16 protein-coding genes and 1 pseudogene are annotated in these 18,049 nt (G+C 72.3%); 13 read left to right on the plus strand and 4 right to left on the minus strand.

Going from position 1 to position 18,049, the window contains the following annotated elements:
- Positions 1 to 111 precede the first annotated feature (111 nt).
- From LN042_RS22255 to LN042_RS22295, 9 genes are all read left to right on the plus strand, one after another.
- Positions 112 to 804 (plus strand): response regulator transcription factor, encoded by a 693-nt coding sequence (locus LN042_RS22255; protein ID WP_230053062.1) that lies wholly within the window; start codon positions 112 to 114, stop codon positions 802 to 804.
- The gene (locus LN042_RS22260) at positions 801 to 2,240 is read left to right on the plus strand and encodes a sensor histidine kinase (RefSeq protein ID WP_230053063.1); all 1,440 of its coding nucleotides are present in this window, start codon (positions 801 to 803) and stop codon (positions 2,238 to 2,240) included. The genes LN042_RS22255 and LN042_RS22260 overlap by 4 nt, the downstream gene beginning before the upstream one ends.
- Positions 2,241 to 2,519: 279 nt before the next feature.
- Positions 2,520 to 2,945 carry a hypothetical protein gene (locus LN042_RS22265; protein ID WP_230053064.1) on the plus strand — a complete coding sequence of 142 codons (426 nt, stop codon included), beginning with the start codon at positions 2,520 to 2,522 and terminating at the stop codon, positions 2,943 to 2,945.
- A 739-nt stretch (positions 2,946 to 3,684) separates the two neighbouring features.
- On the plus strand, positions 3,685 to 4,158 hold the full coding sequence (locus LN042_RS22270; protein WP_230053065.1) for a cysteine dioxygenase: 474 nt from the start codon (positions 3,685 to 3,687) through the stop codon (positions 4,156 to 4,158).
- Positions 4,152 to 4,553: a rhodanese-like domain-containing protein gene (locus LN042_RS22275; protein ID WP_230053066.1), complete on the plus strand. Its 402-nt coding sequence runs from the start codon at positions 4,152 to 4,154 to the stop codon at positions 4,551 to 4,553. The genes LN042_RS22270 and LN042_RS22275 overlap by 7 nt, the downstream gene beginning before the upstream one ends.
- A gap of 161 nt (positions 4,554 to 4,714) precedes the next feature.
- Positions 4,715 to 5,785, plus strand: a complete 1,071-nt coding sequence (locus LN042_RS22280) for an ABC transporter ATP-binding protein (RefSeq protein WP_230053067.1) — start codon at positions 4,715 to 4,717, stop codon at positions 5,783 to 5,785.
- Complete coding sequence (locus LN042_RS22285; RefSeq protein WP_230053068.1) at positions 5,775 to 6,443, plus strand: ABC transporter permease; 669 nt, start codon at positions 5,775 to 5,777, stop codon at positions 6,441 to 6,443. Before LN042_RS22280 ends, LN042_RS22285 begins: the two co-directional genes overlap by 11 nt.
- The gene (locus tag LN042_RS22290; protein ID WP_230053069.1) at positions 6,440 to 7,111 is read left to right on the plus strand and encodes an ABC transporter permease; all 672 of its coding nucleotides are present in this window, start codon (positions 6,440 to 6,442) and stop codon (positions 7,109 to 7,111) included. Before LN042_RS22285 ends, LN042_RS22290 begins: the two co-directional genes overlap by 4 nt.
- A 231-nt stretch (positions 7,112 to 7,342) precedes the next feature.
- Entirely contained in the window at positions 7,343 to 8,242 is a 900-nt protein-coding gene (locus LN042_RS22295; RefSeq protein ID WP_230053070.1) for an ABC transporter substrate-binding protein, read from the plus strand.
- A 120-nt stretch (positions 8,243 to 8,362) separates the two neighbouring features.
- Here the strand turns inward: LN042_RS22295 and LN042_RS22300 are convergent, their stop codons facing one another.
- Positions 8,363 to 9,187 carry an aggregation-promoting factor C-terminal-like domain-containing protein gene (locus LN042_RS22300; RefSeq protein ID WP_230053071.1) on the minus strand — a complete coding sequence of 275 codons (825 nt, stop codon included), beginning with the start codon at positions 9,185 to 9,187 and terminating at the stop codon, positions 8,363 to 8,365.
- A 711-nt stretch (positions 9,188 to 9,898) separates the two neighbouring features.
- Between LN042_RS22300 and LN042_RS22305 the strand changes: the two genes are divergently transcribed.
- On the plus strand, positions 9,899 to 11,737 hold the full coding sequence (locus tag LN042_RS22305) for a carbohydrate binding domain-containing protein (protein ID WP_230053072.1): 1,839 nt from the start codon (positions 9,899 to 9,901) through the stop codon (positions 11,735 to 11,737).
- Between the two features lie 115 nt (positions 11,738 to 11,852).
- Here LN042_RS22305 and LN042_RS22310 read toward each other — a convergent pair whose 3' ends face one another.
- Positions 11,853 to 13,274 (minus strand): FAD-binding oxidoreductase, encoded by a 1,422-nt coding sequence (locus tag LN042_RS22310; RefSeq protein WP_230053073.1) that lies wholly within the window; start codon positions 13,272 to 13,274, stop codon positions 11,853 to 11,855.
- A 51-nt stretch (positions 13,275 to 13,325) separates the two neighbouring features.
- Between LN042_RS22310 and LN042_RS22315 the strand changes: the two genes are divergently transcribed.
- On the plus strand, positions 13,326 to 14,054 hold the full coding sequence (locus LN042_RS22315) for an MSMEG_1061 family FMN-dependent PPOX-type flavoprotein (protein WP_230053074.1): 729 nt from the start codon (positions 13,326 to 13,328) through the stop codon (positions 14,052 to 14,054).
- A gap of 160 nt (positions 14,055 to 14,214) precedes the next feature.
- Here the strand turns inward: LN042_RS22315 and LN042_RS22320 are convergent, their stop codons facing one another.
- Together LN042_RS22320 and LN042_RS22325 are read right to left on the minus strand one after the other, a co-directional pair.
- Positions 14,215 to 14,736: a DinB family protein gene (locus LN042_RS22320; RefSeq protein WP_230053075.1), complete on the minus strand. Its 522-nt coding sequence runs from the start codon at positions 14,734 to 14,736 to the stop codon at positions 14,215 to 14,217.
- Positions 14,737 to 15,608: 872 nt separating this feature from the next.
- Entirely contained in the window at positions 15,609 to 16,253 is a 645-nt protein-coding gene (locus LN042_RS22325) for a TetR/AcrR family transcriptional regulator (RefSeq protein ID WP_230053076.1), read from the minus strand.
- A 571-nt stretch (positions 16,254 to 16,824) separates the two neighbouring features.
- Between LN042_RS22325 and LN042_RS22330 the strand changes: the two are divergent.
- Positions 16,825 to 17,199: pseudogene (locus LN042_RS22330) on the plus strand (RidA family protein); the annotation flags it as partial.
- A 128-nt stretch (positions 17,200 to 17,327) separates the two neighbouring features.
- Complete coding sequence (locus LN042_RS22335; RefSeq protein WP_230053077.1) at positions 17,328 to 17,993, plus strand: class I SAM-dependent methyltransferase; 666 nt, start codon at positions 17,328 to 17,330, stop codon at positions 17,991 to 17,993.
- Positions 17,994 to 18,049: the final 56 nt, after the last annotated feature.

Below are 18,049 nucleotides of genomic sequence, written 5' to 3' on the forward strand. Positions count from 1 at the left end.
AGCGCGTTCGAGGGGGCCGCGGCGCCTTGCCGCGGCCCCCCTTCGGCGTTGCTGAGACAACTCTCATCCGGGCATGTCACCGTGTGGTCCCGCAAACCAACGGAGGGACTCATGGCCGGATCGGTGCTGGTGGTGGACGACGACGCCACCATCCGCCGCTCGCTGGAACGCGGGCTGCGGCTCAGCGGTTTCGCGGTGCGCTCGGCGGCGGGCGGTCGGGCCGCGCTGGAGTCGATCGCCGCCGCACCGCCCGACGTGCTGGTACTGGACGTGTCGATGCCCGACCTGAGCGGCACCGAGGTCTGCCGGCTGCTGCGGGAGCAGGACTGCGACCTGCCGGTGCTGATGCTCTCCGCGCTGGACGAACTGGCCGACCGGGTGGCCGGGTTGCAGGCCGGCGCCGACGACTACCTGGTAAAGCCGTTCGCCCTGGAGGAGTTGGTGCTGCGCCTGCACGCGCTGCTACGCCGCCGACCGCCGACCGGCGACGGGTCGGTGCGGGTCGGACCGCTGACCCTCGACCCGGGCACGCGCGAAGTGCGCCTGGACGGTGCCCCAGTGCACCTGACCCGGCGCGAGTTCGAGCTGCTGGAGCAACTCGCCCGCAACGCCGGCCTGGTGCTCACCCGCGACCAACTCCTCGACCGGGTCTGGGGGTACGACTTCGACGTGCGCACCGACGCGGTCGACACCTTCGTCAGCTACCTGCGGCGCAAGCTGGAGCAGGGCGGCCGCGACCGGCTGATCCACACGGTGCGCGGGGTGGGGTTCGTGCTGCGGATACCCGCGGGCGGTGCCCGATGAGGCTCGCCACCCGGATCGCGCTGCGGTCCGCGCTGCTGCTGCCGGTGCTCGTGCTCGGTGCGGGCGCGCTGCTGCTCGGCCTGGTCACCCACGACCTGCGGGCCGAACAGGACACCAAGCTCCGCGAGCGGGCCCAGGCCGTGCTGCCGAACGCCCGGGCGCTGCTCACCGCCGACCGCCAGGGCCGCAGCCAGGCGATGCAGAACCAGCACCGGCTGCTGCTGGAGGCCGCCCTGGACGTCGGCGTCCGGGTGGAGAACGCCGAGGGCGAGGCCGTCTCCAGCGGCGGACCGATGCCGACCGCACTGCCCGCCGCCGACACCGCCGACACGCCCGTGACGGTGCGCTCCGACGGGCGCAGCTGGCGGGTGTTGGCCCGGCCGCTGGCCGGGGCCAACTCGGGCACGCTCTGGGTGGCGGCACCGGCCTCGGCGGCGGACGGACAGGTGAACGCGCTGCGCGGGCGGATCATCCTGGTCGCGGTGCTGGCCGCGCCGCTCTCCGGCCTGCTCGCCTTCGGCCTGGCCCGCCGCGCCACCGCGCCGCTCAGCCGGCTGGGCCGGCAGGCCGCCGCCCTGGACCCGGCAGCCGGCGCGGCCGGCTTCACGCACCGGCACAGCGGGATCGGCGAGGTGGACGAGCTGGCCGCCGCCCTGGAGAGCGCGCTGGCCCGCTACGACCAGCAGGCCGCGCGCACCGCCCAGGCCCTGGAGACCGCCCGGTCCTTCTCGGCCGCCGCCTCGCACGAGCTGCGCACCCCGCTGATGGGATTGCAGACCAACCTGGACGTGCTGACCGGCCACCCCGACCTGCCCGCCGCGGAACGGGCCGAGATCCTGGCCGACCTGCGCGATGACCACCGGCGACTGCTCGACCTGCTGACCGCCCTGCGCACCCTGGCCCGTGGCGACCTGGTCGAGGAAGAGGCGTTCGGCGCCGTCGAGTTGGCGGAACCGCTGACCGCCGCGGTGGCCGAGCTGCGGCGGCGGCACCCTGAGGTGGCGGTCAGCGCGCTGCTGGACGGCGAGTTCCGGGTCTTCGGTTGGGAGGCGGGGCTGCGGATCGTCTGCGACAACCTGCTGGCCAACGCCGTGGTGCACGGCCGGCGGCCCGGCGAGCCCGCCCGGGTCGCGGTCGGGCTGCGCCGGGAGGGCGAGCAGGTGGTGCTGACCGTCGACGACGACGGGCCCGGGGTGCCGACGGCCGAGCGGGCCGCCGTCTTCGACCGGTTCCACCGCCGGGCGGACAGCCCGGGTTCGGGGCTCGGCCTGACCCTGGTGGCGCAGCAGGTGGCGCTGCACCGCGGCACGGTCACGGTGGACACCCCGCCCGGCGGGCGCGGCTGCCGGTTCGAGGTGCGGCTGCCGCTGGTGCGGCCCGAGGCGCCGACGCTGCCGCTGCCGGCCCGCCGGGAGTGGATCAGCGCCTCCGGGTGACGCGGGAAGGGTGGTTCCGGCGGGCGTCCCCGGAGGCGGGGGCGGGACCGCGGCCGGGGCGGGGCCGCGGCCGGGGCGACTGGGGCGGGGCCGCGGCCGGGGCGTGGGACCGCCGGGGGCCTGGGCGTGGGACTGCCGGGAGCCGGGGCGTGGGGCGTGCCTGCGGGCCGGGGCGACTGGGGGCCTGGCGGCTCACAAGGAATCCACAAAGTGGGTCCCTACCGTGCGGGTCAGTCGGGCGGACCACCGCCCGAGCACCCCTAGTCCGGAGGTTCTGCCATGCTCTCCTACCGCAAGGCCGGCGCCGCCATCGGTGCCCTCACCCTCGGCGGCACGTTGCTCGCCGCCGCCGTCCCGGCCCAGGCCGCGACCACCACCACCGCCCCGCCCCAGGCCGCGACCACCACCGCCGGCCCGAAAAACGACGGCGCCAAGGGCATCTGCAAGCGGCTGCCGCAGACCGAGCAGCGGATCGAGCGCGCCCTGAACCGCCTGCAGGGCCCGGCGACCGAGAACGGCTCGATCGCGCGCCTGGAGCAGCGGGTCGACGACGCCCAGAAGGCCGGCCACACCGCCGTCTACACCTACCTCAACGACCGTCTGACGTACCGCAAGGGTCTGCTGTCGACGCTGACCACCCGCCAGAACGACCTGAAGGCGGTGGCCACTTGGTGCAGCGGCCAGGGCCTGGGCGACACCAAGTGAGGCGGTCCCTCGCCGCGGCCGCGGTCGCCCTGGTGGCCGCGCTGACCCTGAGCGCCTGCGGCGGATCGTCCGGCGGCGCCGGCGCACCGCCGAGCGTCTCACCATCCGGCGACCCCCAACTGAGCAGTATGCAACAGAAGGTGGACGCGGCCGAGAGCGCGGCTGCGGCCGCCGATTCGGATGCCGCACAGAGCTACGACAGATGACGGCACGTCAGCTCCCTGGTCCCTCCCCGGCCCAGGGAGCTGTTTCGTGTTACTGACCGGGCGTCACGGTTCCCGTCGGGGCGTCGAAGCTCCATCGCGGATCCGAGCCCTGCGGCCGGCTCCGGGTCCTGCGCGCCGTGCTCGACGAGGGTGGCGGCCGGTTCGCGGACTGCTGGATGTGAACGGGCCCGCCACGCCGTCGGACGGGATGCCGATCAGCGGAGCGGCATGTTCGGCTTGACGACCCCGTCCACGATCAACCACTATCTCGGGCATGGAGCACGGCACCGCCCTCGTCTGCCGCCTGCACGTCGATCTGCGACGCCAGGCGAGCGACATGTGTGCCCGCTGAGCAGCTGGGTCTGCCTCCCCGCACACCGCCCGCCGGCCGTCGGCCGCCGCCCGGTGTCGCCGCAGCACTGAACTCCTAGCGCTGCCACCCCCCCTGATGCCGCCCCCTGGTCCCGGGCACCGTTCGCGCGTGCCCACCGCATGCTCACCCACCGCCCGGCCCCGTCCCGCCGAGGATCCCCATGACCACCGAGCTCACCACGCCCCTCTCCCCCGCCGCCCTGCGCGCCCTCGTCACCGACCTCGCCGACCGCCCGGAGGAGTGGATCCACCTGGTCCGGCTCGCCACCGACGAACGCTGGTACCGGCGACTGGCGCTGACCCAGGATCACGAGGTCTGGCTGATCAGCTGGCTGCCCGGCCAATCCACCGGCTTCCACGACCACGGCGGGGCGCGCGGCGCGTTCACCGTGGCGCTGGGTGAGCTGGAGGAGCTGTCGCTCGGCGCCCCGGACGGCGCCCTGCGCGTCCGGCGGCTGCCGGCCGGCGCGGTCCGCGCGTTCGGCCCCGACTACCTGCACGACGTGCGCAACACCGCCAACGGCCCGGCGGTCACCCTGCACGCCTACTCGCCGCCGCTGACCGGCATGACCCGCTACGAGCTGCGGGCCGACGGCCTGCACACGACCGCCGTGGAAGGACCGGAGCAGTGGTGACGACCGTCGAAGACCTGGTGACCCGGGCCCGCGCGGGCGTGCACCGCCCCGGTCCGCGTCAGGCGCACGCGGCGCAGCAGGCCGGCGCGCTGCTGGTGGACATCCGCCCGGTGCAGCAGCGGGCCCAGGAGGGCCAGATCCCCGGTGCGCTGGTGATCGAGCGCAATGTGCTGGAGTGGCGGCTGGATCCGGCCGGCAGCCACCGGATCGAGCAGGCCACCGGTTATGACGTCGAGGTGGTGCTGGTCTGCTCCGAGGGCTGGGCGTCCAGCCTGGCGGCGGCCACGCTGCGGGAACTCGGGCTGCACCGGGCGACCGACCTGGACGGCGGGTTCCAGGCTTGGGCGGCGGCCGGTCTACCCACCGAACCCGGGCCCGGATCACTCGGAATCTGACGATCCCGCAGGCCCCTCGGCGTGTCAGATGCGTCACCGATCGCCGTCGAGGGTTTCCCTTGGTGCTGACACGGGCAGGCAGCACTGATGTCCGCCCTGACAGCGCAACAGCACGCAGTACGCACACCGGTGCCCCCGGCACCCCGGCCAGGAACTGTCACGTGATCAGATTCGACGGCGCTGCCAAACGCCACCCGGACGGCACCCTCGCTGTCGAGGGGCTCGACCTCACCGTGCCCGCCGGCCGGACCACCGTGCTGGTGGGCCCGTCCGGCTGCGGCAAGACCACCATCCTGCGGATGGTCAACCGGATGGTGGAGCCGACCGCGGGCCGGGTGCTGCTGGACGGGACCGACGTCGCCCAATTGGACGCGGCCAAGCTGCGCCGCGGCATCGGCTATGTGATCCAGCAGGCCGGGCTGTTCCCGCACCGGCGGGTGATCGACAACGTCGCCACCGTTCCCTACCTGCTGGGCTGGGACCGCAAGCGGGCCCGGACCCGGGCGTCGGAACTGCTGGAGCTGGTCGGCCTGCCCCCGGAGACCGCCCGCCGCTACCCGTTCCAACTCTCCGGCGGCCAGCAGCAGCGGGTCGGCGTGGCCCGGGCCCTGGCCGCCGACCCGCCGCTGCTGCTGATGGACGAGCCGTTCAGCGCCGTCGACCCGGTGGTGCGCTCCGGCCTGCAGGATGAGCTGCTGCGACTCCAGGCCGAGTTGAACAAGACGGTGCTCTTCGTGACGCACGACATCGAGGAGGCGGTGCGGCTCGGCGACCAGATCGTGGTGCTGCGCGAGCACGGCCGGATCGCCCAGGTGGCCGACCCGGCCACGCTGCTCGCCGCACCCGCCGACGAGCAGGTGGCGGCCTTCCTCGGCCGCGACCGGGGGCTGCGCGGGCTGGCACTGCGCCCGGCCGAGGGGATCGTCCTGCTGGCGGCGAACACGCCCTTGGACGGCTGGACCCTGGCGGTGGACCAGGAGGGACGGCCGACCGGCTGGCAGCGGTCGGCCGAAACGATCCGTCAGGTCGCCGTCTTCCGGCCCGGCCTGGACACCCTGCGCACCGCGCTGGACAGCGCCGTGCTCTCCCCCGCCCGGGTCGCCGTCGCCGTCGACCACGCAGGGCGGGTGATCGGGCTGGCGCCGCGCGCCGCCGTGCTGGACGCCCTGGACGCGGCCGGCCCGGACACCGCCGCCGGGATAACGGCCACGGGGGTGGCCGATGGGCGATGAGCCACTGGTCCGCTGGCACTGGATCGGCACCCACCTCGGCTACCTGCGCGACCTGCTGCTCGACCATGCGGTGATCTCGCTGCTCCCGGTGCTGTTCGGGTTGCTGATGGCGCTGCCGCTCGGCCTGCTCTGCGTCCGGTTCCCACGGCTCTACCAACCACTGGCCGCGGTCTTCAACGTGATCTACGCACTGCCCGCACTGGCCGTCTTCGTGGTGCTGATCCCCTACACCGGGCTGGCCACCCAGGCGACCGTGATGACCCCGCTGACCTGCTACGCGCTCGCGGTGCTGCTGCCCACCACGGTGGACGGGCTGCGCTCGGTACCCGAGCCGGTGCGCCAGGCGGCCACCGCGCTCGGGTACGGGCCGTGGCGGCGGCTGGCCGCGGTGGAGCTGCCGACGGCCGTGCCGTACCTGGTGGCCGGGCTGCGAGTGGCGGCCGTCTCCAGCATCTCGCTGGCCAGCGTCGGCGCCCTGGTCGGGCGCGGCGGGCTCGGCTACCTCTTCATGGACGGCTTCCAGCGCACCTTCCCGACCCCGATCGTGGCCGGGATCGTGCTGGTCACGGCGCTGGCACTGGTCACCGACGCGGTGCTGCTGCTGGCCCGGCGACTGCTCGCGCCATGGGCGCGGCGGGAATCGGTGGTGGGACGGTGAACCTCTACTCCTGGCTCTCCCAGTTCTTCGGCGATCCGGACCGGCGGCACGGCCCCGACTCCATCGTCCACCGGGTCGGCGAGCACCTGCTGTTCTCCGGGGAGGCGCTGGGCTGGGCACTGCTGCTGGCCGTGCCGCTGGGCCTGCTGCTCGGCTACACCGGCAAGGCCGCCGGGCTGGTGACGGCGCTGAGCGGGGCCGCCCGGGCGCTGCCGACCCTGGGCCTGGTCACCCTCGCGGTGCTGCTCGCCGGGGTCGGTGACACCGCCGTGCTGGTGCCGCTGGTGGCGCTGGCCGCTCCGGTGCTGCTGGTGGCGGCATGCGAGGGCGTCCGCTCCACCGACCCCGACCTGCGGGACGCGGCGCGAGGCATCGGGCTGACCCACCGCCAGGTGCTGTGGCAGGTCTGCATCCCCTGGGCGCTGCCCGCGCTGTTGGCCGGCCTGCGCACCGCCGCCGTGCAGGTGATCGCCACCGCCACCGTCGCGTCGTACGTCGGGCTCGGCGGGCTGGGCAGCTACGTGGTCGGCGGGCTGGCCACCCGCGACTTCGCGCAGACCATCGGCGGTGCGCTGCTGGTGGTGCTGCTGGCCGTCGCCACCCAGTTGCTGTTCGCGCTGCTGATCCGCTACGCGCTGCCCGCCGGGCTGCGGCGGGCGCGCGACTGACCGTTGCTCGTTCTGCCCGTTCGCCCGCCTGTTCGCCCGTCCGCTCGTCAGGTCACCCGTTCGTCTGCTCGCTTGTCCGCTCGTCCGCTCGCTTGTCCGCCCGCTCGTCTACTCGTCTACTCGCTTGTGGCTTGCCTGCTGCTCGTTCGTTCGCTCGCTCGTTGCCTGCTCGCTTGTTCACCCGTTCGCTTGTTCGCCCGTTCGTTGCTCGGTGAAAGGACCTTCCCTCCGATGTCTCGCGCACTCACCGTCGCCGCCGTTGCCGCTGCCGCCGCCATGGCGCTGACCGCCTGCTCCAGTTCGTCGAACAACCCGCTCGGAGGTTCCGGTGGTTCCGGTGGCTCCGGCAGAGTGACCATCGGCTCCGCCAACTTCCCGGAGAACGTGCTGCTCGCCTCGATCTACTCACAGGCCTTGCAGGCCAAGGGCATCAAGGTGGACGAGAAGTTCAACATCGGCAGCCGCGAGGTGCTCTACGGCCAGATCAAGGACGGGAGCCTGGCGATACTGCCCGAGTACAACGGCGCGCTGCTCGCCTATCTGGACCCCAAGTCGACCGCCGCGACCAGCGACGACGTCAACGCGGCACTGGCCAAGGAACTGCCGGGTTCGCTGGAGATCCTCAACTCCGCTCCCGCCGAGGACAAGGACTCGCTGACGGTCAGCAAGGCGATCGCCGACAAGGACGACTTGAAGAGCATCGCCGATCTCGCCCCGTTCGCCGGGCAGTTCACCATAGGCGGCCAGCCGGAGTTCAAGTCCCGGCGTGAGCAGCAGTTCAAGGACGTCTACGGGCTGGACTTCAAGGAGTGGAAGCCGACCGCGGACACCACCGCCAACGCGATCAAGGACGGCACGCTGCAGGTCGGCGACGTCTTCACCACCGATCCGCGGATCGTCTCGCTCGGGCTGGTCTCGCTGGACGACCCGAAGAACGTCTTCGGCGCCCAGAACGTGACCCCGCTGGTCAACAAGAGCAAGGTGAACGACACCGAGACCGGGGTGCTCAACGCGGTCTCGGCCAAGCTGGACACGGCCGGGCTCACCGCCCTGATGAAGCGGGTGTCGGTGGACAAGGACGACCCGTCGGCGGTGGCCAAGGACTGGGTGAAGAGCAACGGGCTGGGCTGACGCCCGCAGACGCTTCCTGGGCGGGCGCCCACGGACACGGCACTGCCCCGGGCGGAGGGGCTGGCGAGAATCCGCCGGCTTCCGTCCGGGGCAGTGCCGTGCGTGCTGCCGGCTGTCGGCTTAGTACCAGTGGTGGGCCTGCCACCAGGTCCAGGCGCCGTTCGGGCTGCCGTAGCGCTCGTTCATGTAGTTCAGGGTCCACTTGATCTGGGTCACCGGGTTGGTGCGCCAGTCGGCACCGGCGGACGCCATCTTGGTGGCGGGCAGCGCCTGGCCGAGGCCGTACGAGCCGGAGGACGGGTTGACCGCCAGGTAGTTCCAGCTGCTCTCGTGGCTGACCACCTGGTTGAAGGAGGCCCACTGGTCGGCCGGGACCATGGTCTGGGCCAGCGCGCGCAGGCCGCTCGGGCTGGTGTCGGTGGCGACCACCGGGGCGGGCTGGGGCGCGGGCTTCGGGGCCGGCTGGGGAGCAGGCTGCGGGGCCGGCTGGGGGGCGGGCTGCGGCGCGGGCTGCGGGGCCGGCTGGGGCGCGGGCTGCTCGGGGGCGGCCGGCTGCGGAGCCGGGGCCTGCTCCTGGGCCGGCTGCGGCGCGGCGGCCGGGGCGGCGGGCTGGGCCTTCGCCGGGGCCTGGTAGGGCGCAGTGGTCAGGGTGTCGTGGTGCTGGGCACCGTGCGACTGCAGGTAGGGGGCGTTCTGCAGCTTGCCGGTGTCACCGGCGGCGGCCACCGGAGTCACACCGGCGGGCAGGTCCTTGGTGGAGAAGGCCAGGGTCTGACCGTGCTGCACGTCGGCGGTGGCGTGCGGGGTGGCGGACGGCGCCGGGGTGGCGGCGTCGGAGGGGAGCGCGAAGGCCACGGCGGAGGCGGCGACGGCGGCGGTCAGGCCGGCCGAGGCGAGAACCACGGAGGATCGCTGCCGCACGGTGGTCATAAGGGCGCTGCGCATACTTCTGGTACCTCTTCGGCGTTGCGTGGTCCCGGGCGCACGGCAGCATCGCGGCACGAGGCCGCACGCATGCTGCGAAGGCGCGTCGGTGACCGTGGGACACCCCGGAGTCGGTCAGTGTCCGAACGGAGCGCTCCACCTCTGAAAACTCGGCACCTGATGGGGCTGAACCGTTCAGCCCGGTGCGGGCGGCGCGCTTGGCGACTCGTCCAGGTTTAACGTGGCCCGCCGCCGGGCAGCAAGGAGCGCTCTTACGACGGCCGGTAGGAGGAACGCTGCGGCCTGCCTATCCGGCCGCTCAGCCGTGGCGCAGCTGCCTACGACCCGTCGTCGTAGGCCTGGAACGCCTGTGGGCATGCTCACCAGCCAGGCAGCGATTCGCCTACGTTCCGTACTTGCGCCAGCACGGTCCGGCCACGCTTCCGCCTGCGCTCCGTGCTTGCACCGGCACGTTCCGCCCGCCAGTGCCACCGAATTCCGTGCCAGCGCCAACCCGCTCCGCCCGGCGTTCCGCACGCGTTCGTCGGATCGCCCGGCAAGGTCGGAACTGTTAGGACTCTTGACAGATAACTGGTCTAGTCCAACGATTGGACCCGCTCCCTGACCGGCCCTGCCGCGCACCGCCCGACCGACGTTTCGGCGCCGGTCGTCCCCGTGCGCGGTGCCCAATACGTGCGCCACTTCTCCCTCCCCCCACAAGCTGGAGCACTGATGCCACTTCAGAGACCGTTCCAGGCGGCGCTGACCGTCGGAGCCGCGCTGGCGGCGTCGGCCGGCCTGCTGGTCGGCGCCCCCGCCGCCGCCCAGGCCGCCACGGCCGCCACCGCCCCAACCACCGCTCCCGCCGTCCCCATTGCCACCGCCAGCCCCACCGGCACCCCCACCGCCGTCACCACCGGCACCCCGCTGCCCGCGCATGTCTTCGCCCCCTACTACGAGGCCTACACACCCGGGAGCCTCTCCGGCCAGGCCGGCCAGTCCGGCAACAAGTACCTGAGCATGGCCTTCGTCCAGGCCGCCACCAAGGGCTCCTGCTCCGTCTACTGGGACGGCGACACCTCGACCCCGATCGCCGCGTCCTCGTTCGGCAGCGACATCGCCGGGCTCCAGGCGTCCGGCGGCAATGTGATCCCGTCCTTCGGCGGCTACGCAGCCGACAACGGCGGCACCGAGATCGCCGACAGCTGCACCGACGTCAACCAGATCGCGGCCGCCTACGAGTCGGTGATCACCACCTACAACGTCAGCCGGATCGACCTGGACACCGAGGACAACTCGCTGACCAACACCGCCGGGATCGACCGCCGCAACAAGGCGGTCAAGCTGGTCGAGGACTGGGCGGCGGCGAACGGACGCAACGTCCAGTTCTCCTACACCTTGCCGACCACCACCGGCGGCCTGGCCGACAGCGGCCTCAGCGTGCTGAAGAATGCGGTCGGCAACAACGCCCGCATCGACGTCGTCAACATCATGACCTTCGACTACTACGACGGCGCCACCCACCAGATGGCCACCGACGCGGAGCACGCGGCCGGCGGCCTCTACAACCAGCTGGCCCAGCTCTATCCGGGCAAGTCGGCCGCGCAGCTGTGGGATTCGATCGGCATCACCCTGATGCCGGGCGTGGACGACTACGGCGCCGCCGAGACCACCACCGTCGCCGACGCGCGGAACGTGCAGGCCTGGGCCACCTCGAAGGGCGTCAACACGCTTGCCTTCTGGGCGTTGCAGCGTGACAACGGCAGCTGTGCGGTGGGCACCGCCGGCTCCGACACCTGCTCCGGAATAGCCCAGAACACCTGGGACTTCAGCCACGCCCTGGAGCCCTTCACCTCCTCCGGTGGCAGCACGGGCAACGACTTCGCGCTCAGCGACTCGCCGGCGTCCGGCTCCGTCCAGGCGGGCTCCAGCACCACGGCCACGGTGAGCACGTCGGTCACCTCCGGCTCGGCGCAGAGCATCGCCCTCTCCGTCTCCGGCGCGCCCGCCGGCGTCACCGCCGCGATCAGCCCCAACAGCGTCACCGCAGGCGGCACCGCCACGCTCAGCTTGTCCGTCGATTCCGGTGCGGCGCCCGGTAGTTACCCGCTCAGCATCACCGGCACCGCCGCCTCCGGCAGCCACAGCAGCACGTACACGCTCACCGTCACCAGCAGCGGTGGCGGTGGCGGGGCCCTGGTGAACGGCGGCTTCGAGACCGGCAGCCTCAGTCCGTGGACCTGCCAGGGCGGCGGCGCGGTGGTCAACAGCCCGGTGCACTCCGGCAGCCACGCCCTGCGGCTCACGCCCACCGCGAGCCAGACCGGCGAGTGCGACCAGACCCTGGCCTTGCAGCCCAACCACGCCTACACGCTGACTGGTTGGGTGCAGGGCAACTACGCCTATATCGGGGTCAGCGGCGGCGCCAGCGGGTCCAACTGGGCCTCCGGCAGCGGCTGGACCAAGCTGGCCGTCCCGTTCACCACCGACGCCTCCGGCGTCGTAACCGTGTACGTGCACGGCTGGTACAGCCAAGGCGACGTCTACGGCGACGACTTCGCGATCAGTTGACGCATCGCTTCGGGGCCGCCCACCGGCGCGGTGCAGGCGGCGCGGCCCCGGGGCGTCGCCCAGCGCCACTCGGCACTACTCGGCGCTACTCAGCGCTACTCGGCACTACTCGACGCTACTCCGCACTGCTGGCACTGACGGCAAGGAGCTTGCCGGGGTTCATGATGCCCAGGGGGTCAAGGGCGGTCTTCACGGTGCGCAGCAGTTCCAGTTCGAGCGGCTCCCGGGTCACCGTCAGGGAGTCGCGCTTGAGGACGCCGATGCCGTGCTCCGCGCTGATCGAGCCGCCGTACCCGGCGACCACCCGGAACACCAACGCTGATACGGTATGGGCACGTTCGAACCCGGTCAGCACATTGACGTGGACGTTGCCGTCGCCCACATGTCCGAAGGCGTTGACCCGGACGCCTGGGAAGGCCGCTGCCAACTCCCGTTCGACGTCCGCAATGAAGGCGGCGATCGCACCGAGCGGCACGCTGACGTCATGCTTGACCGCGCCGCCGGCCCTCTTCTCCGCCTCCGGCAGCGCCTCGCGCAACCCCCACAACGCCCTCGCCTGCGGGCGGTCCAGCGCCGGCACGGCATCGGCGGCCAGCTCCAGGCGGATGGCCTCCGCAAGGAAGGACTCCAACTGGGCGGCCAGCCCGGCGCCGTCCCTGGTGGTCGTGGCCTCGACGAGCAGGTACCACGGGTGCGGCCGGGCGAACGGGTCCTTCATGTCGGGCAGTTGGGTGATCAGCAGGTCCATCCCGGTCCGACCGATCAGCTCCAGGGCGGTGAGCCGGTCCTCGAAGCACTCGCGGGCCAGTGCGAACAGCGCTGTGAGAACGGTCGATTGGGGAAGGGCGAGCAGTGCGACCGCTTGATGCCGGGGGCGCGGCACCAAGCGCACGGTGGCGGCGGTGACCACGCCCAGGGTGCCCTCGGAGCCGATCAGCAGTTGCTTGAGGTCATACCCGCTGTTGTCCTTGCGCAGGCTGCGCAGGCCGTGCCAGATCCGGCCGTCCGGAAGCACCGCCTCCAGGCCGAGCACCAGGTCGCGGAGCATTCCGTACCGCAGCACATTGCTGCCGCCTGCGTTGGTGCCGATCGCACCGCCGAGCCGGGCACTGCCCTCGGATGCCAGCCGCAGCGGAAAGAGCAAGCCGACGTCCTCCGCAGCCCGCTGAACGTCCGCCAACACGCAGCCACTTTCGGCGGTGAGTGCGAAGTCGGCCGGGTCGACGTTACGGATCCGGTCCAAGCCCCTTACACTCAGGACCAGTTGGCTCTCCTCGCCGAGCGGGATCGCGCCGCCGACCAGTCCCGTGCCGCCCGCGAACGGCACCACGGGGACCCGGTGCCGTGCGCAGATCGTGATCGCCGCGGCCACCTCGGCGGTGCTGCGCGGCCGCAGCACCGCAGCCGGCCGGGCCGGCAGCAGGCCGCGCTCGTCCCGGACGAAGCCGGCCGCCGGATCGCCCGGCGCCAGCACGCCCGTCGGACCGAGGGCAGCCCTGAGCTCGGAAACGGCGACGGGCAGCTCACCAGGCGTCATGTGACCAACGTTATCTCCAGCCGTGTGAGCCGGTCCGCTAGATTGCGCCACATGACCAGGAACAGCTCGATGATCAGCTCAACGGCCGACGCTCCGCGGTACGGCAGTTCACCGGCCGAAGGCCCACAGCCCGTCAGCCTGTTCGATGCGCTGCGGGCCGGCGCCGTCACCGACGCCGCCACCCTGCGCGAGGTCTACGAGATGCCGGGCGAGGCGGCCCAGCACAAGCAGGTGGACCGCATCCATGAGGTGACCAAGCGCTTGATCGCCAGCTCGTCCTTCGTCCTGGTGGCCAGCACCGGCGCGGACGGCAGCTGCGACGTGTCACCGCGCGGCGGGCCGGCCGGATTCGTCTCCGTCCTCGACGAACACACCCTCGCGATACCCGACGCCACCGGCAACAAGCGGCTGGACACCCTGCAGAACATCGTGGCCACCGGCCAGGCCGGACTGCTCTTCCTGTTCCCCGGCCGCACGAACATCCTGCGCGTCAACGGGCGGGCGTGCATCTCCACCGACCCGCAGCTGCTTGCCCAGCTCACCGCCGTCGGCAAGCCACCGCGCAGTGCCATCGTGGTCCGCGTCGAGGAGGTCTACGGGCACTGCCCCAAGTCGGTGCTGCGCGGCTCCCTCTGGCAGCCCGAGAAGTGGCTCCCCAAGGACGCCGTCCCCAGCACCGCCGAGGTCACCCTCTCCCACCTGTCCACCTCGATGGGCGGGCTGACGATGGAGATGATCCAGCAGGACGAGCGGGACGCGCTGCGGTACCGCTACGAGTAGGTCGTACTGCCCTCGCGCCTTCTGGTCCTTCTGGTCCTTGCTTCTTCGGGCCTCGCGTCCCTGCGCCCCCACGCTCGCGGGGATCGTTGCACCATTCTGGTCTGCGCACTTGCATCGCCGCGCACCATTGTTCGAGCTTCGCGCCCTTTCACACCCCCTGCTAGCCGTCACCCTCCGCCTTGGCCATCAGCTCCCATGAGTGGGCGCCGTCGATCGACTGGCGGATCACGTCGGCATGACCGGCGTGCCGGGCAGTCTCCTCGATCAGGTGCAGCAACACCCACCGCGCCGACCACTGGGCGGCCTGCGCGTTGGCACACGGCACATCCAGCGAGGGCAGGGCCGCCACCACCTCCTCCGTTTCGGCGGCGGCCTTCTCCCAGTTCGCCAGCAGGGCGTCGACGGTGTCCCCCTCAGCCCGCTGGAACTCGGCACCCGGGTCAGTGATCGGCCACAGGCCGGGCAGCTCCCGCCCGGCCAAGGCGGCGAGCACCCAGCGCCGCTCGGTGACGGCGGCGTGCTTGAGCAGCCCGGCGAGCGACAGCTCGCTGGTGCTCGGCACCGACCAGGCCTGCTCATCGGTGAGCCCGAACACGGCGAACCGCAGCGCCGCGCGCTGCTGTTGGAGAAACCCGAGCAACGCGGAGCGCTCATCCGGCGCGGGTGGGGCAAACCTCGACATCGGCCCTCCTGGGAACAAGGATTCTGGCGGCTCCACAGCCCTGTTCTCCCACCCTCGCACGGTGGACCGACAACTCTCGGGTTATTCGCCTCGCGTGGGTGTTGCGGGTTGCGGCTCCTTTGGGGGGAGCGGAGGAAGCAGCCGGACAAGGCAGCACGCCTCGCGCCCGGCGACCTGCTGCACTGCGGGCGACGGACGGCGGACGGGAAGCGGCGGGGCAGGCGGCGGGCGGCGGGCGGCGGGTAACGGACGGCAAGCGGCGGGCGGCAGGAGGCAGGCGACAGCCGGCGGGCAGCAGGCGGCGGGCGGCAGGTGACGGGCGACGGGCGACGGGCAGCAGGCGGCGGATGGAGACGGCCGACAGGCGGCAGGCGACGGCCGGCAGGCGGTAGGCGGTAGGCGACGGCCGGCGGGCGGCAAGCGGGGCAAGCGGCGGGAGGAGACGGCCGGCAGGCGGCAGGTGACGGGCGGAGGCGGGCCACAAGATCGGGAAGTACCGGCGCGATCGCGTTCATGGCGGCATCGAGCCGCGTCCATCTGCCTGATCAGCAAAAGGGGGTCCATCCGGGGCCGCCGCGCACAAGGCCCACCCGGCGGGAACCCGTCCACCTCGGGCAGCGGCGCGCGGCGCCGGCTCAACGCTGCACACGGGGCCAACCACCCACGCGGGGGCCCAACGGGGCCGGTTCGCCCCGGCCGCACAAGGCCGACACAGCGGAGCGGACTCGGACGCCTGGGCTCGGCCGGGCGCCGGCGGCGCGCGGCGCCGGCGGGCACCCTGCGTGCTCGCCCTCGCCACCAGGGCCGGCCGCGAACGTGGCCCGCCCGGGGTGCGACCGCAGTGGGCCGGCGGGCCGGCCCGGGGAGCGCGGTCAGGGCGCCGGCAGAGGTGCCTGGAGCAGGGCGGCTGCCATGCTTGCCAGGTCGGCGAGGAAGAACGCTTCGTCGGTGAGCGGCTGTTCGCCATCGGTGTACTGACGTGCCCGGTCCGCTAGGGCGGTGCGGATCAGGGTGAGCGCCAGGTCGAGCCGCTGGCGGCGGACCGGCTCGGGCAGGCCGGCGACGCCCGGGGGCACGGCCAGCCGCTCGGTGAGACGGTCGACGAAGCGCTGCTGGCCCTGGCGAGCCGAGGACCCGTCAGGGAACTCGGATGAGGCACCGCCCCGGTGCGCGAGTTGAGCGGAGATCCGCAGCGCGTGGCGACCGTGGGCGGTGCGCAGCTCGGTCGCCTCGGCTTCGATCAGGGCGCGGACCAGCTCGGGCAGGTCGAGGCCGGGCAGCTCGGGCAACCGCGGTGCCAGCGCGCCTTCCGTGCGGTCCTGACGGGCCTTCATGATTTCATCGAGCAGCCCTGCCCGGGAACCGAAGTGGTACTGCACGGCCGAGGGATTGGCCTGCCCCGCCAATCGGACGATGTCCCGAGTTTGGGCGCCGTCCACGCCCTGGGTGGCGAAGAGTTGCTCGGCTGCGTGCAGCAGTTTCTCGCGGGTATCGCTTCGTCCGGTGGTTCGTGCCATGGCGAGGATGGTAATGCTGGGCATTATTACTGTCGAGGAGGCTCAGCGCCCTGTTGCTTCTGGGCGGACGCCATTCAGTGAACAGGTGATGCCGGGCTGGCGCCCTAAACGAGCCGGCCACCGCCGATGCGGCGCTCAGGCGAGGACGCTAATAATGGGCATTATTAGCGCCGTCGCTTGAAGGCACCCGGTGCCGTCATGACCGCCACAGCTTCTTGGACCGGGACCGCGCCATCACCGTCCAGGACACTGAGCCACCCCACCCCGGAGCACCGCGACCGGGCTCGCCGCCGCCGACAGCGCGCACCCGACCCGTAGCCAGCGACGTTAATAATGGCCAGCATTAAAGCGCCCAGCACCATCGCCCGCCACCCCCCAACGGGCGTTAATGCTGGACATTATTAACGTTCAGGATGGGCACGCCCGCCCCCACTCCCCTAGCGTGTGATCTTGTGTTGATCGCCAGTCATGAACGACTGGCTCCATGGACATTACTGAACAGGGGATCATCTTGTCCGACAGCTTCGAGACTCCCACCGCGCCCGAGACGCCCGCGTCGCCGAGCGGGCACCTGGTGGCCCCCGCCGGACTCGCCCCCGGCAACGGCTACAGCCACGTGTCCTGGGGCACCGGCCGCGTCGTCGCGGTCTCCGGCCAGCTCGCGTTGGACGAGCATGGCACCCTGGTCGGCCCGGGTGACCCCGACGCCCAGGCCCGCCAGGTTTTCGAGAACATCCGCCGGGCCCTCGCCGCCGCCGGCGCCGACTTCGCCGACGTGATCAAGCTGACCTTCTTCACCACCGATGTCGCCTACCTCCCCGCACTCCGCGCCGCCCGCGATGCCGTGATCGACACCGTGAACCCGCCCGCCAGCAGCGCCGTGGTGGTGGCCGGGCTGATCCGGCCGGAGTTCCTGGTCGAGGTCGACGCGCTCGCCGTCCTTCCCGCGAACGCTCCGGCACCGGCCCCCACCCCGACCTCAGCACTCACCCCGGCCACCGCCCCCGCCCCCGCCCCCGCCCCCGCAGCATCGGCTGCCACCCGGGCAACGGCAGCCGCGCCGGAGGCCACGGCGTGACCGACCCCGACTTCTTGTGTGACACCCGCACTTCCTACGACGCCATCGCGGCCACCTACAGCGAGCGTTTCCGCGGCCGCCCGGACATCAAGCCCCTGGACCACGCGATGCTGGCCGCGTTCGCGGAGCTCGTCCGCGAACGCGGTCGGGGCCCGGTGGCCGACCTGGGCTGCGGTCCCGGCCGATTGACCGCGATGCTGCTCGAGTTGGGCCTGGAGCAGCCCTTCGGGATCGACCTCTCCCCTCAAATGATCGAGATCGCCCGCACGACCCATCCCGGTCTCCGCTTCGAGGTGGGCTCGATCACCGCGCTGGACCTCCCGGACGACAGCGTCACCGGCATCCTCTCCTGGTACTCCATCATTCACTTGCCCCCGGACCAACTCCCGCTGGCACTGGCCGAGTTCCACCGCATCCTGGTTCCCGGCGGTGCGGCACTGGTGGCGTTCCAGGTCGGAGACCAGCCGCATCGCCGCGAAGAACTGCTCGGGCATCAGGTCTCTCTGGAGTTCTTCCGCCGCACCCCGGAAACCGTGAGCGACGCACTGGCCGCCGCTGGTCTCCCGGTCCACACCCACCTGGTCCGCGGCGCCGTCGCCGACGGAGTGGAATCCGTCCCGCAGGCCTTCCTCCTCGCCCGCAAGCCGTCCACCTTGGCGTGACCGAGCTCGCCCACGCGCGAGCGAGTCGCCCCCTGGTGACCGAGCTCGCCCGCCCA

The sequence above is a fragment of the Kitasatospora humi genome (assembly GCF_020907985.1).
GTDB classification, from domain to species: Bacteria; Actinomycetota; Actinomycetes; order Streptomycetales; family Streptomycetaceae; genus Kitasatospora; species Kitasatospora humi.

Bases quoted from the DNA above. Each gene is read 5' to 3' on its own strand.
- LN042_RS22255 (WP_230053062.1), top strand. From the start codon at position 112: ATGGCCGGATCGGTGCTGGTGGTGGACGACGACGCCACCATCCGCCGC.
- LN042_RS22260 (WP_230053063.1), top strand. From the start codon at position 801: ATGAGGCTCGCCACCCGGATCGCGCTGCGGTCCGCGCTGCTGCTGCCG.
- LN042_RS22265 (WP_230053064.1), top strand. From the start codon at position 2,520: ATGCTCTCCTACCGCAAGGCCGGCGCCGCCATCGGTGCCCTCACCCTC.
- LN042_RS22270 (WP_230053065.1), top strand. From the start codon at position 3,685: ATGACCACCGAGCTCACCACGCCCCTCTCCCCCGCCGCCCTGCGCGCC.
- LN042_RS22285 (WP_230053068.1), top strand. From the start codon at position 5,775: ATGGGCGATGAGCCACTGGTCCGCTGGCACTGGATCGGCACCCACCTC.
- LN042_RS22295 (WP_230053070.1), top strand. From the start codon at position 7,343: ATGTCTCGCGCACTCACCGTCGCCGCCGTTGCCGCTGCCGCCGCCATG.
- LN042_RS22300 (WP_230053071.1), bottom strand. From the start codon at position 9,187: ATGCGCAGCGCCCTTATGACCACCGTGCGGCAGCGATCCTCCGTGGTT.
- LN042_RS22305 (WP_230053072.1), top strand. From the start codon at position 9,899: ATGCCACTTCAGAGACCGTTCCAGGCGGCGCTGACCGTCGGAGCCGCG.
- LN042_RS22310 (WP_230053073.1), bottom strand. From the start codon at position 13,274: ATGACGCCTGGTGAGCTGCCCGTCGCCGTTTCCGAGCTCAGGGCTGCC.
- LN042_RS22315 (WP_230053074.1), top strand. From the start codon at position 13,326: ATGACCAGGAACAGCTCGATGATCAGCTCAACGGCCGACGCTCCGCGG.
- LN042_RS22320 (WP_230053075.1), bottom strand. From the start codon at position 14,736: ATGTCGAGGTTTGCCCCACCCGCGCCGGATGAGCGCTCCGCGTTGCTC.
- LN042_RS22325 (WP_230053076.1), bottom strand. From the start codon at position 16,253: ATGGCACGAACCACCGGACGAAGCGATACCCGCGAGAAACTGCTGCAC.